This is a genomic window from Collinsella intestinalis (assembly GCF_902501455.1).
Classification (GTDB): Bacteria; Actinomycetota; Coriobacteriia; order Coriobacteriales; family Coriobacteriaceae; genus Collinsella; species Collinsella intestinalis.
The window spans coordinates 1-12,827 of the sequence record NZ_CABWIC010000001.1 but is presented as its reverse complement, the minus strand read 5'-3'; the positions used below and the strand labels follow the sequence as shown (position 1 = coordinate 12,827).

The following is a 12,827-nucleotide window of genomic DNA, read 5'->3' as shown; positions in this document are numbered from 1 at the left end:
TAGCGGCGTTTCGGATAAGGCGGCCGCAAGACCTCGATCGGGGGACCGTCCCTCGATCGAGATCTCAATGGGGGAGTTTTCGCATGCACGAACTGGGCATCGTTTTCCACATCATCCGCAGCGTCGAGGGCGTGGCACGGGAGAACAACTTGCGCCGTGTCTCCTCGGTGACGCTCGAGCTCGGGGAGGTCTCGGGTGTCATCCCGAGCTATCTGACCGATTGTTGGGATTGGGCGTGCGCCAAGAACGACCTCATGCGCGGGGCCGAGCTGGTGGTCGAGGAAGTTCCCGCAGTCACATACTGCGAAGCGTGCGACAGCACCTATGGCACGGTCGAGCACGGTCGCATCTGCCCGCACTGCGGGAGCGAGAGAACGTATCTGATCCAAGGAGACGAGACGACTATCAAGGAGATCGCCACGCCGGATGAGGAGAGGTCCGAGGCCGCGCGGTAGGAGCGATGGACGTGCAGGAAACCCCATCGGGCGAAACGGCCCGATGGGGTTTCTTGTTGAGCAGGGGTGTGATTACTCGGTTCCCGTGAGCCTTTCGACCAAGGCGCTGAGCTCGGCGACGTGCTGTTCGAGCTCGGCGATGCGGCGGGCGTTGTCGGCGATGCCCTCGCGGTTCATGATCGAGGCCTCCTCGACGGGGTCGGGCATGGTCTCACGGTGGTGGGTCGCGTCAAAGGACTCGGCGAGGACGCGGCACCCGTTACGGCGCACCACGCGCCCCGGGATGCCCACCACGGTGCTGTCACTCGGTACGTCCTTCACGACGACCGAGTTTCCGCCGATGCGCACGTTGTCCCCGATATGGATGTTGCCGAGCACCTTGGCGCCCGTTCCAACGGTGACGTTGTTGCCCAGGGTGGGATGGCGCTTGCCGCATTCGTTGCCCGTGCCGCCGAGTGTGACACCCTGGTAGAGCACGCAGTCATCGCCCACCACGGTGGTCTCGCCGATCACGACCCCCATGGCGTGGTCGATGAACAGGCGCCGCCCGATTCTCGCGGCGGGGTGGATTTCGACGCCGGTGAAAAAACGGGTGATTTGCGAGAGAACGCGTGCGAGCCCGTGCATGCCATGGTTCCACAGCCAGTGCTCCGGCGTATGCATCCATTTGGCGTGCAGTCCCGGATAGGACAGGAAGATCACGAGTGAACTTTGGGCCGCTGGGTCGTTTGCCTTGACGGCGGCGATGTCCTCGCGGACGGTGGCGATGGCTCCCATGTCCCTCCTTTGGTGCGTGTACGCGGTTACGGCGCGACTCCCATAGTGAGCTGCAAGTGTACGCGCCCGTTTCGCTAATGTCGAGAGAATCGGTAGGATTAACATCGGCGGGCGCGCCCGCCCCGTGTGCCCCGACACGCCCCCGCGCGCCCCGTGTGCCCCGCGCTCGCCCGCGCCGAGAGGTTTTGGAAAGACTGCGGACATTACCTCGTCTTTACGTCTGCTCGGTATCATGGTGACACTTGCGTTTGCAGCATGATCAGAAAGGCATCCCATGCAGGAGGCATTTTTCGGCTTCATCAGCCAGTTCGGCTATCTTGCGGTCGCCGCGCTCATCCTTTTCGAGAACGTGTTCCCGCCTATCCCCAGCGAGCTCATCCTGCCGCTGTCGGGCTTTCTCGCCACGCAGACCGAGATGACCCTCCCCGGTGTCATCATCGCCGCGACGGTCGGCTCGGTTGTTGGCGCGTATTTCCTCTACGGCATCGGCCGTCTGCTCTCCCAGGAGCGTCTTGAGGGGTTCTTCGACACCAAGCCTATGCGTATGCTGGGCTTCCATTCCGACGATGTGGCCAAGGCTATCGGCTGGTTCGACCGCAAGGGCCAGATCACGGTGCTCATCTGCCGCTGCATCCCCGTGGTGCGCAGCCTCATCTCCATCCCCGCCGGCACTGCCAAGATGAACATGGTGCGCTTCGCCCTCTACACCCTCGTGGGTTCGCTCGCGTGGAATGCCATTCTATGCACGCTGGGCTTTTGGGCCGGCGGTGCCTGGGAGCAGATCACCGCTCAGGCCGAGTGGGTGTCCGACGTGGTGAAGGTCGTCATCATTGTCGTCGCCGTGGGCGTTGTGGCATGGTGGGTCAAGTTCCGCATCCTGCCGGCGCGTGCCGAGCAGAGGCGCCGCGAGGCCGAGGGCAAGTAGCGCCTCTGTCGCGCCGGGGCGCATCGGCGCGCGAACCGTTTCCTGCCGATTAATTCTGCCGCCACTCCATCGCGACGGAGTACAATCAAGCGAACATGCCAATGCCGGGCCATGTGCCCGGCATTCTTGTAGTATGCAGAGGCCTTCCGTCGGACGGGCCTTTATGTTGAGAGGGCGCCTTCGGCGAGGGTGCCCGCATCGAGTGAGGAGTTCACCATGACCGTTGAGAAGAAGGACCTGGACTGGGGAAACCTCGATTTCAGCTATCGCAAGACCGACTATAGCTATGTGTCCAACTACAAGGATGGCGCATGGGATGAGGGCGCCCTGACTACCGATCACAGCATCACGCTGTCGGAGTGCGCGGGCATTTTCCATTATTGCCAGGAGGTCTTCGAGGGGCTCAAGGCCTATGCCACCGCCGATGGGTCCATCGTGTGCTTCCGTCCCGACCTGAACGCCCAGCGCATGGCCGATTCCACCGAGCGCCTGGTCATGCCCGCCTTCCCGCAGGACCGCTTCGTCGAGGCGGTCAAGCAGGTCGTTGAGGCCAACGCTGCGTGGGTGCCCCCGTTCGGTTCCGGTGCGACGCTCTACGTCCGCCCGCTCATGATCGCCACGGGCGACGTCATCGGCGTGAAGCCTGCCGACGAGTACCAGTTCCGTATCCTCGTGACGCCCGTGGGTCCGTACTTCAAGGGTGGCGACACCACCGTCAAGCTGTGCGTTTCCAAGTACGATCGCGCTGCCCCGCATGGTACCGGCAACATCAAGGCTGGCCTCAACTACGCCATGAGCCTCAAGGCGGGCATGGAGGCGCATGCCGCGGGTTATGCCGAGAACCTGTATCTCGACTCCGAGTCCCGCACCTATGTCGAGGAGACCGGCGGTGCCAACGTGCTGTTCGTCGCCAAGGACGGTACGCTCGTGGTGCCCAAGTCTCATACGGACTCGATCCTGCCCTCCATCACGCGCCGTTCGCTCGTGCAGGTGGCTCAGGACCTGGGAATCGCCGTCGACGAGCGTCCGGTTACCTGGGATGAGGTTGCTTCCGGCACCTTCGTCGAGTGCGGCCTGTGCGGTACTGCGGCCGTCATCTCGCCGGTGGGCGAGATCCACGATGACGATACGGTCGTCGTCTTCCCGGGCGGTCACGAGTCCTCCGGCCCCGTCATGAAGCGTCTGCGCGAGACCTTGACCGGCATTCAGGGCGGTCAGATCGAGGATGCGCACGGCTGGGTCTGCAAGATCTGCTAGAAGAACGTGGGGCGATTCGGTTTCGCCCGCGCATGTTGATGGCGGCGCGCAAAATGGCCGCCGCGGTGGAAGCGGTTCGTCGTCTTGCGCCCCTTGCTCGTTCGCGGCAAGGGGCGCTTTTCTGCTACCCTTGAGTCGGTCAAACAAATGGGTGAGCGCGGTGGACGCGCCCGCATGGAAGGAGGCCTCATGGAGGCTTACAAGCAGGAGTTCATCGAGTTCATGGTCGAGTCCGACGTCCTCAAGTTCGGCGACTTCACCCTCAAGAGCGGCCGCAAGTCCCCGTTCTTCATGAATGCCGGCGCCTACGTCACCGGCGAGCAGCTCATGCGCCTGGGTGAGTACTATGCCCGCGCCATTCACGATAACTTCGGCCTGGATTTCGACGTCGTGTTCGGCCCGGCGTACAAGGGCATCCCGCTGTCTGTGGTCACTGCCATCGCCATGCACAAGCTGTATGGCAAGGAGGTCCGTTACTGCTCCGACCGCAAAGAGGTCAAGGATCACGGCGCCGACAAGGGAGGCATGCTGGGCTACGAGCTCAAGGACGGCGACCGCGTGGTGATGGTCGAGGACGTGACCACGTCCGGCAAGTCCATCGATGAGACGTACCCCAAGCTCATGAATGCCGCCAACGTCGAGGTCAAGGGTCTGATCGTCTCCCTCAACCGCATGGAGGTCGGCAAGGGCGGCGTCACCACCGCGCAGAAGGAAATCGAGGCCAAGTACGGGTTCCCCGTGGCGAGCATCGTGTCCATGGCCGAGGTGACCGAGCACCTGTACAACCGCGAGGTGGCCGGTCGTGTGGTGATCGATGATGAGCTCAAGGCCGCCATCGATGCATATTATGAGCAGTACGGCACGCGTGAGTAGCGTTTACATCCGAGCGATTTGATGAGGCGGGCGTCGGCGGTTTGCCGGCGCCCGCTTTTTGCGCCGGCCGTTCACCGAGACGCTGCCGTCTGCATGGAATCCTTCGCGTATCATCAGGCCAACGTTCGCCTCGGTGGTGCGTGCCGTACGGGGTTGCATTCCGCTGTTGGGAGGAAAAGACATGAAGAAGAGGTTTTGGACGATCCCGTTGATGGTGCTCGCCGTGGCCTGCACCGTATTCCTGGGAGGTTGCGGCGGTCCTTCGGTCGAGGAGCTCATCCGCGAGGATCTCGAGACGGCGTTTTCCGAGGTCTCTCCGGATAACGAGGAACTGCTCGCCGCCATGACGGACAGTTCGGATGGCGGGTTCGAGACGCTCGGCATCGATACCCAGGAGTTCGCGAAGGCCTATCTCGACGGGTTTACCCACGAGATCAAGGAGGTCGCGGTTGACGAGGAGGCCGGCACCGCCGATGCCACGGTTGTGCTCAAGATGAAGTCCCTCACCGCGATCATGTCCGAGTTCACCGGCAAGTTCCAGGAGTATCTGACCACGATCGATCCTCAGACCGTGGAGAGCGAGGAGGCCCTGTACGAGGAGGCGGGCGCCATGCTCATGGAGGCTGTGAAGAACGCCGAGCCCGAGGAGAGCGAGTGCGTGTTCACGTACGAGAAGGACGATGAGAACACTTGGTCCGCCACCGATAGCGCGGAGCAGCAGATTCTCGATGCCATGATGTAGCTTGTAGACTGACATACCTGCGGGAATGAGCGCATGGGGGCGCGTGGGGCTTCGGCTCTGCGCGCCCGTTTACTGTGGCCCTTGTTTTCATCGTTCCGCTTTTGACGAAGGGGCCTTTTGCGGCGTTCGTCCCGCCTTGAAATCAATTCATCGACTTTTGGTAATTAGTTTGCCGATTTGCCGATGAGCGGCCCATCCGGAGTTTAAGCGAACTGGGATTTTAAGCACCATCTTGTGCGCTGTTCCCCATGTATTCGGATTCCAATTACCAAAAGTCGACCGAGTGAAATGCACGGCATTCGCATACTGAATAATACGAGCCATAAGCGGTTGGAAGATGCATATTCCCCCATCGGTGCTCCTTGGAACCGCGCACGGGAGGGGCCGAAGGGCGCACGGCGGGAGGGCCGCTACAAAACGATGCCGAGCAGCTCCTCGGGAGTGTCGATCACGTAATCGGCGCCGGCGCCCTCGAGCTCCGCGCGGCCGCGAAAGCCCCACGCCACGCCGCATGAGCGCATGCCCGCGTTGTGTCCGCAGGCGATATCGACATTGGAGTCTCCCACGTATAGGGCGGTCTTCGGATCTGCGTTGAGCTGTTCGAGGACGTGCGCGGTGATTGCCGGGTCGGGCTTGGGCGGAAAGGCGTCGATGCGTCCTTGTGCCAGGGCCACGCGGTCGCCAAAGTAGCGCTCGACAAGTGGGACCGTTGCCGCGTGGTCTTTATTGGAGAGAACGGCGCAGGTCACGCCACGCTCGCGAAGTTCGTCCAAAAGCTCGAGGATGCCGGGGTAGGGGGCCGTGTGGTCCTCCTTGTGCTCGGCGTAGAAGGCGCGGAAGTCGGCGAGTGCCTGCTCAAAAATGCGGCCGTTCCCCATGAATTCGGCGGGAATAAGGCGCTCGATGAGCTTGATCTGCCCGTTGCCGACTTTGTAGCGGAATTGGTCCGCCGTGTAGGTTGGCCATCCGCGGGATTCGCATACATGGTTGCCGGCGATGGTGAGGTCCTCAAGGGTATTGAGCAACGTGCCGTCAAGGTCGAATATCACGTGGGTGTAGGTCATGGACAGCCCCTTCGAAAAAGCCCGGCCACATACGTGACCGGGCCTGTCTATCATGGCTGGGGCAGAGGGATTCGAACCCCCGTAACTGGTACCAAAAACCAGGGTCCTGCCGCTGGACGATGCCCCAAATGGGTGTGGGCGCGCAAGCGCGCCGCTCTAGTGTAGCGTACCTAGTCGCTCAGTGCATCACACAGGCCGTCGAGAAGGCGAACGGCCAGAGTTTGCGCATCACTTGAAGTGAACGTGCCGTAGCCGGTGATGCCCGTGAGCTCGATGCGGAGCTTGATCGGACGGGTGGCTGCCGCGGCGACCGCCGTCTTGATGCGCAGTGAGAGGTTGTTGCACTCGGCCAGGGTGATCGTGGCGCGCGGCTCGGCGTCGTCGGGCAGCGCATCGGAGGCGATCTCGACCGTCAGGTCCACATCCTCGGGCGCGACGTCGTCATACAGCACGATGCCGCTGCCATCGGTCGTGGCGGTTGCGATATTCCACACGCGCGAGGCGACGTTGCGGGCGATTGCGTCCTCACCGCCGATGGCGATGCTCCAGCTTTCGAGCACGCTCGCGGCGCGGGCGAACCCCATGCGGGCCTCGGCCTCGACATCGATTACAGAGGGCTTGCCCTCCCACACATGGTGCAGACGGTTCACGTAGTTGAAGGTGTCCTGGAACGCCATGCCATCGGCGAACAGCCCCACGTTCTCCTGGAACTGCTGCAAAGCGGCCTCGGTATGCGGGCCGAAGTAGCCGTCGTCCACGCCGCAGGCAAAGCCGAGCGTGTTGAGGGCGCGCTGCAGGGCGCGGACATCGGCGCCGTGGAAGTTGGGCAGGCGCAGGTACAGCGTGCGATCGCCGAGCTTATAAGACTCGTCCACCAGCGCGCTCCAGCACGTGCCGTCCACATCCTCGCCCGTATCCAGTCCCTGCTGGGCACGAAACGCGCGAACGGCCGCAGCCGTGGTTGCGCCGAACTCCTTCGCCGTCATCTCGGCGGCGTCGATCATATATCCAAGCGAGGAAAGGCGCGTCTGCACGTCCTCGACGGCAGGCCCTTGCATTCCCTGCGAAATGGGTTCCATGAGATCCCCTTACAACCTGGCGCACGCTGCGGACTTACAGGCCGCACGGCGCGTCTTCATGCGCGCGGGAGAACGAGTGCCTTCGCGCGGCATACATCATACAGTCTACCAAGAGTGCCGACGGCTCCGCATAAAGTACAGCAGGGTCTTTCGTTTTGTTGCGGCGAATGGCTTTGTACAAAAAAACGACCGCGCCGATGAGGGGAGCGCGGTCGTTGAGGGGGCTGCGGTTCAGATGCGCGTCATGCGCGGCGGCGATCCTTACAGGTTGGCCTCGATGTCGGCCTTGAGCTTGGGCTTGGGAACGGCGCCCACGGAGCGCATGGCTTCGGCGCCGCCCTTCAGCAGGACGACGGTGGGGATGGACATGACGCCGAAGCGCATGGCCAGGTCCTGGTTCTCGTCGACGTTGCACTTGACGACGGTGACCTTGCCCTCGAGCTCGCCGGCCAGCTCATCCACAACGGGGGAGAGCATGCGGCACGGGCCGCACCACGGGGCCCAAAAATCGACGAGGACGGGCAGCTCGCCTGCGAGCATGGAGTCGAAGTTGGTGGCATTCACCTCGGTGACGTTGGACATGGATTCCTCCTATATACGCGTTTCCGCCGGCGCCTGCCGACGGAGGTCTTTTGAATCGAGGACGTTATACCCATGCCTGCGCGCCCGTTACACCGGGAGTAGAATGATTCGGTGTGATTCTTTTCGCCTGGCTCGCGGGCCGGGGTACGATCGTAGGGGCGGGTGTTCGACGGATGGCCATCACCACACAGGAGCGCAAGGAGGCGCTGGCGGCTGCAGCCGAGCAGGAGCTCAAGGGGCTCGAAGCGCGTGGGGTCCGCATGGCGGGCAACGCGTTTTCTCCGGTCGTGCTTGTCAAGGGCGAGCTCAACGATGCCGAGCGTTCGGGCGATCCTCTGCTTTCGGGCGCGGACGGCACGGCCCTGCGTGCGGCGCTCGGCGCCATCGGTTGGGAGCCGCAGGATCTTTGCGTGCTGGCTGCGGTTGCCGGCTCGGGCGACGAGGCCGTGGCGGGCGGTCTGACGGCGGGTGAGCCGCTGCCCGTCGACCTGTTCCGCGAGGCGCTTGAGGCGCTCGATCCCGAGGCGGTCATCCTGTTGGACGATGCGGCCGCCGATCTTTTGCGCGAGACCTATGCCGACGCCCTCGCGATCATCGAAGACTTCGATACCGCCATGCTTAAGCCCGGGCTCATTGCGCCGGTTCTTGGCCGCCGCGTGCTCGCGCTCGATGGTTTTGAGGCCGCGCTGTCCCAGCCGGCGGAAAAGCAGCGTATGTGGGCGTATCTCAAGCAGATGCCACCGCTGGGGGCGCCGTACTAAATGGGCTCCCGCGCTGCTGCAATTCGCTGATTCCGTAGGTGTCTTGTCAGCTGTCTTGTCAGTGGAAGCCCCCAGTGTCATACTTCCCTCAACGAACCTGCGAATGTCGGGAGGACCGCATGGCACAGACGAGGGGCGGGGCCCTGGAGCGCGCGGCGGCGGTGCCCGCCGAGACGCGCGAGCGCATCGAGGAACTCAAATCCGAGCGCGACGCGGTGATACTCGCGCATTACTATGTCGAGCCCGAGGTGCAGGCCGTCGCCGATTACGTGGGCGATTCGTTCTACCTCGCAAAACTCGCTAAGACCTTGCCGCAGCAGACCATCGTCTTGTGCGGCGTGGAATTCATGGGCGAAAGCGCCAAGCTCCTCAATCGCGATAAGACCGTGCTCTTGCCGGAGCCTGCGGCGGATTGCCCCATGGCCCATATGGTGCGCCGGGCGACGATCGACGGTGCCCGTGCCGAGTACGGCGACGATCTTGCGGTGGTTTGCTACGTCAACTCGACCATGGAGATCAAGAGCTGGAGTGACGTCTGCGTGACCTCATCCAACGCGGTCAAGATCGTGCGCGAGCTGCCGCAGCACCACATCCTGTTCATCCCCGATCGGAACCTTGGTCGCCATGTCGCGCAGCAGGTGCCCGAGAAGCACGTGATCCTGAACGACGGATGCTGCCCGCGCCATGAGGCGATTTCCCTTGCCGAGCTGCGCGAGCTCAAGTCGGCGCACCCCGAGGCGCTCACGCTGGCGCACCCCGAGTGCACCGAGGCGATTCTGGCGGAGGCCGAGTTCATCGGCTCGACCGCCGATATCATCGGCTTTGCGGAGGCGAGTGCGGCGAGCGAGTTCATCATCGTGACAGTCGATGGCGTGCTCTACGAGCTGGAGCGGCGATGCGCCGGTCAGGGCAAGCGCTTCTATGTGACCAAGACTCCGCCCACCTGCGCCGATATGGACGGTATCACGCTCGATAAGCTCGTGGCGTGTCTCGAGAGCGGTTCGGGCGCCGTGGATATCTCGGTTGGTGAGGATGCGGCCCGCGCCGCGCAGCGCACGCTCGACCGTATGCTGGAATACGCCGCCCGCTAGGACGCATCCGGCAGGGTTCCGTATGAGCGGTACCCGTCCGGATGCGTTCCTTGCGTGGGGCGCCGGAACGAAAGGGGCCGCGGATGGCGGCGAACCATATGGACATGACGTGCGATATCGCGATTGTCGGATGCGGCGTGGCGGGCTTGTATGCCGCACTCACCGCGCCGGCGAGCGCCAAGATCGTGATGCTGTCGAAGGGCGCCCTCGACGAGTGCGATTCGATGCTCGCCCAGGGCGGCATCTGCGTGCTGCCCGAGGCCGAGGATTACGACTCGTTCTTTGAGGACACGCTCCACGCCGGGCACGGCGAGAACCGCCGCGAGAGCGTGGACATCATGATCCGTTCCTCGCGCGCGGTCATCAACGACCTGATTGCGCTGGGTGCGGAGTTCGAGCGCGAGGAGGACGGCTCACTGGCCTTCACGCGTGAGGGCGCGCACGCCCGGGCGCGCATCGCGTTTCATGCCGACGTGACGGGCAAGGAGATCACCGAGGCGCTGCTGGCGGCGGTCAAACGCCTGCCCAACGTGCGGATTCTCGAGCATGTCGCCATGGTCGACCTGCTGTTCGATGCGCACGAGGCCGGCGGGGCGGACGCGGATGGCGCGCCCGCCTGCACGGGCGTGCTGGCACTTCCCGTCACCGCTGCATCCTCGACGGCCACGATCGAGGAGCTGCGCGCCGTCGCCGGTGTGGGCGAGTCCCTCGACGCCGCCCCCGCCGACCTTGAGTGCGGTGAACCCTTCTGCATCCATGCGGGGAATACCCTGCTCGCCACAGGCGGCATCGGCGGCGTGTATCAGCATTCGACGAATTACCCCCAGCTCACGGGTGATGCGTGCTTCCTTGCCAGCGCTTACGGCATCAAGCAGGAGCATCTCGAGTACGTGCAGATTCACCCCACCGGTCTGTATTCCGCCGAGCCCGGCCGCACCTTCCTCGTGTCCGAGAGTTGTCGCGGCGAGGGCGCGATCTTGTTGAATCATGCCCAGGAGCGCTTTACCGACGAGCTCCAGCCGCGCGATGTGGTGGCGCGCGCCATCCAGGATGAGATGCGCAAAGAGGACACCGAGTACGAGTGGCTGAGCTTCGCCCCGGTCGATCCGCAGGTCGTGACCGCGCACTTCGCCAACATCCACGCGCATTGCCTGGAAAAGGGGCGTGACATCCTCGCCGAGCCCATTCCGGTCGTTCCAACGCAGCATTACTTCATGGGTGGCGTGCGCGTCGATCGCGATTCGGCTACGAGCATGCCGCATCTGTACGCGGCGGGGGAGACCGCCTGTAACGGCGTGCACGGCAAGAACCGTTTGGCGAGCAATTCGCTGCTTGAGTCTTTGGTGTTCGCCCGCCGTGCGGCGTGGAAGATGGCGACGGGCGAAAGCCTGCCCGTGGAGGAGACCGGTACCCCGGCTCTCGATGGCGTGCACCGCGCACCGTGCGACCTGTTCCCCGGTCTTCCGTCGTTCGAGCTGAACATCGACACTCTTATATAGGAGGCTCGCATGAATCCCATCACCATGAACTTGGTCGCCGACGACATCATCCGCTTCGCCCTGCGTGAGGACATGAATGCGGGCGACCTGTCGACCGAGTCCGTCTGCCCCGAGCGTCGCGAGGCCGAGGTGCAGCTCATCGCCAAGGCCGAGGGCGTGATCGCGGGTCTCGATGTGTTCGAGCGCGCTTTCACCCTGCTCGACCCGCGCACGAGCTTTGATGCTCGCGTCGCCGACGGCGATGCGGTCGAGCCCGGTCAGCTGCTGGGCATCGTGCGCGGCGACGCACGCGTCCTGCTCTCGGGCGAGCGCGTGGCCTTGAATTTCCTGCAGCGCATGAGCGGCATCGCGACGTACACACGCCGTATGGCCGCAGCCCTGGAGGGGACGAAGACCAGGCTCGTCGACACGCGCAAGACCACGCCATGCCTGCGCATCTTCGAAAAGGCCGCGGTCGAGGCGGGCGGCGGTGCCAATCACCGCTACAACCTCTCCCAAGCGGTCATGCTCAAGGACAATCATATCGACGCTGCAGGCGGTATCGCCGCTGCGGTGGCGGGCGCCCGCGCGCACGCGCCGTTCGTCTGCACGGTCGAGGTCGAGTGCGAGGACCTGGACATGGTGCGCGAGGCGCTCGAAGCCGGAGCCGATATCATCATGCTTGACAATATGACGCACGAGCAGATGGCCGAGGCGGTTGCGCTCATCGACGGCCGGGCCAAGGTGGAGGCCTCGGGCAATGTGGACGCGGGCAACATCCGCGCCCTCGCCGACCTGGGAGTCGACTTCATCTCGTCCGGCGCCCTCACGCATTCGGCGCCCATTCTCGACCTGTCCCTCAAGCATCTGCGCATGGTGTAGCCGGCGTCTTTGGTGGAGAGGGGCCGCGTGCGGCTTGGTCCGGCGCCCCTCGCACGCGGACGAGATGGGCTTGCCAGATACGGATGGGAGGTGCGGCGGATGCCGTTGATGGGACATGAGCGCAGGAACGCGATCCTGCAGAGCCTGCGCGGGGCCGAGCGGCCTGTGAGCGGGACGGCCCTGGCCGACGCCGCGGGTGTGAGCCGCCAGGTGATTGTGCAGGATATCGCCCTGCTGCGCGCCGACGGGCATGATATCGTGGCGACCAACCGCGGCTATGTGCTGCGTGAGGGTTCTTCGGATGCGGATATCCCCACGCGCCTGGTCAAGGTGCGCCATACGGTCGAGCAGCTTGAGGATGAGCTCAACACCATCGTCGATCTGGGCGGTACGGTTCAAAGCGTGATGGTCAATCATCGCGCGTATGGCAAGATCACCGCGGATCTCGACATCCGCAGCCGCAGCGGGACCGCGCGGTATCTCGACGATATCCGCACGGGCAAGTCCACGCCGCTCATGACTGTGACAAGCGGGTATCACTTTCATCGCATCGCGGCCGAGAGCGAGGAGGCACTCGACCGCATCGAAGCCGCCCTTGCCGCGCGCGGTTACCTCGCCGAGCTCATGCCCTATGAGGACGATTTTCAGTAGTCCACCGCGTGCTCGGGGGTGCGCCCCTGAACCTGGAGAAATAGTTCTCTAGGAGGAAGAGATGGCGTATCCGCAAGAGCTTGTCAACGAGGTGCTCGATTATCTGGATTCGGGCCATTCCGTCCGCGAGGCCGAGCGACGCTTCGGCGTCGGCCACGAGAGCGCTGCCAGATGGAGGCGCCTCCGCGACGGCAACCTCAGGGCCAACAG

At 63.8% G+C, this 12,827-nt stretch carries 15 protein-coding genes and 1 tRNA gene; 11 read left to right on the top strand and 5 right to left on the bottom strand.

Annotated elements, in window-relative coordinates:
* Positions 1–83 precede the first annotated feature (83 nt).
* On the top strand, positions 84–455 hold the full coding sequence (locus AOBCEHNH_RS00080; RefSeq protein ID WP_152062701.1) for a hydrogenase maturation nickel metallochaperone HypA: 372 nt from the start codon (positions 84–86) through the stop codon (positions 453–455).
* Between the two features lie 72 nt (positions 456–527).
* Here AOBCEHNH_RS00080 and cysE read toward each other — a convergent pair whose 3' ends face one another.
* On the bottom strand, positions 528–1,232 hold the full coding sequence (cysE, locus tag AOBCEHNH_RS00075) for a serine O-acetyltransferase (RefSeq protein WP_152062700.1): 705 nt from the start codon (positions 1,230–1,232) through the stop codon (positions 528–530).
* 274 nt (positions 1,233–1,506) lie between these two features.
* Here cysE and AOBCEHNH_RS00070 point away from each other — a divergent pair, with 274 nt between their 5' ends.
* From AOBCEHNH_RS00070 to AOBCEHNH_RS00055, 4 genes are all read left to right on the top strand, one after another.
* Entirely contained in the window at positions 1,507–2,157 is a 651-nt protein-coding gene (locus AOBCEHNH_RS00070; protein ID WP_152062699.1) for a DedA family protein, read from the top strand.
* 216 nt (positions 2,158–2,373) lie between these two features.
* A complete protein-coding gene (locus tag AOBCEHNH_RS00065; protein WP_152062698.1) occupies positions 2,374–3,414 on the top strand; it encodes a branched-chain amino acid aminotransferase in 1,041 nt (346 codons plus the stop codon).
* A gap of 189 nt (positions 3,415–3,603) precedes the next feature.
* Positions 3,604–4,287, top strand: a complete 684-nt coding sequence (gene pyrE, locus AOBCEHNH_RS00060; RefSeq protein WP_152062697.1) for an orotate phosphoribosyltransferase — start codon at positions 3,604–3,606, stop codon at positions 4,285–4,287.
* Between the two features lie 181 nt (positions 4,288–4,468).
* On the top strand, positions 4,469–5,029 hold the full coding sequence (locus AOBCEHNH_RS00055; protein WP_152062696.1) for a hypothetical protein: 561 nt from the start codon (positions 4,469–4,471) through the stop codon (positions 5,027–5,029).
* Between the two features lie 410 nt (positions 5,030–5,439).
* Here the strand turns inward: AOBCEHNH_RS00055 and AOBCEHNH_RS00050 are convergent, their stop codons facing one another.
* The 4 genes from AOBCEHNH_RS00050 to trxA all read right to left on the bottom strand — a co-directional run bounded on the left by AOBCEHNH_RS00050 (position 5,440) and on the right by trxA (position 7,754).
* Positions 5,440–6,093, bottom strand: coding sequence for an HAD family hydrolase (locus AOBCEHNH_RS00050; RefSeq protein ID WP_152062695.1), 654 nt, complete (start codon positions 6,091–6,093; stop codon positions 5,440–5,442).
* A gap of 53 nt (positions 6,094–6,146) precedes the next feature.
* Positions 6,147–6,220: transfer RNA gene (locus AOBCEHNH_RS00045), tRNA-Gln, on the bottom strand.
* Positions 6,221–6,263: 43 nt separating this feature from the next.
* Complete coding sequence (locus AOBCEHNH_RS00040) at positions 6,264–7,172, bottom strand: peptidoglycan-binding domain-containing protein (protein ID WP_193221120.1); 909 nt, start codon at positions 7,170–7,172, stop codon at positions 6,264–6,266.
* 261 nt (positions 7,173–7,433) lie between these two features.
* Entirely contained in the window at positions 7,434–7,754 is a 321-nt protein-coding gene (gene trxA, locus AOBCEHNH_RS00035; RefSeq protein ID WP_006723794.1) for a thioredoxin, read from the bottom strand.
* A 173-nt stretch (positions 7,755–7,927) separates the two neighbouring features.
* On the opposite strand from trxA, the gene AOBCEHNH_RS00030 reads away from it, so the two are divergent.
* The 6 genes from AOBCEHNH_RS00030 to AOBCEHNH_RS08095 form a co-directional block, all read left to right on the top strand.
* Positions 7,928–8,515, top strand: a complete 588-nt coding sequence (locus AOBCEHNH_RS00030; RefSeq protein ID WP_152062694.1) for a hypothetical protein — start codon at positions 7,928–7,930, stop codon at positions 8,513–8,515.
* A gap of 119 nt (positions 8,516–8,634) precedes the next feature.
* A complete protein-coding gene (gene nadA / locus AOBCEHNH_RS00025; protein WP_152062693.1) occupies positions 8,635–9,606 on the top strand; it encodes a quinolinate synthase NadA in 972 nt (323 codons plus the stop codon).
* 83 nt (positions 9,607–9,689) lie between these two features.
* Positions 9,690–11,105, top strand: coding sequence for an L-aspartate oxidase (locus AOBCEHNH_RS00020; protein ID WP_152062692.1), 1,416 nt, complete (start codon positions 9,690–9,692; stop codon positions 11,103–11,105).
* Between the two features lie 9 nt (positions 11,106–11,114).
* Positions 11,115–11,966, top strand: a complete 852-nt coding sequence (gene nadC, locus AOBCEHNH_RS00015; protein WP_118272146.1) for a carboxylating nicotinate-nucleotide diphosphorylase — start codon at positions 11,115–11,117, stop codon at positions 11,964–11,966.
* A 99-nt stretch (positions 11,967–12,065) separates the two neighbouring features.
* On the top strand, positions 12,066–12,617 hold the full coding sequence (locus AOBCEHNH_RS00010) for a transcription repressor NadR (protein ID WP_006723789.1): 552 nt from the start codon (positions 12,066–12,068) through the stop codon (positions 12,615–12,617).
* Positions 12,618–12,678: 61 nt separating this feature from the next.
* Positions 12,679–12,827 (top strand): IS630 transposase-related protein (locus AOBCEHNH_RS08095; protein WP_152062691.1); only part of this gene is annotated, 149 nt, incomplete at its 3' end.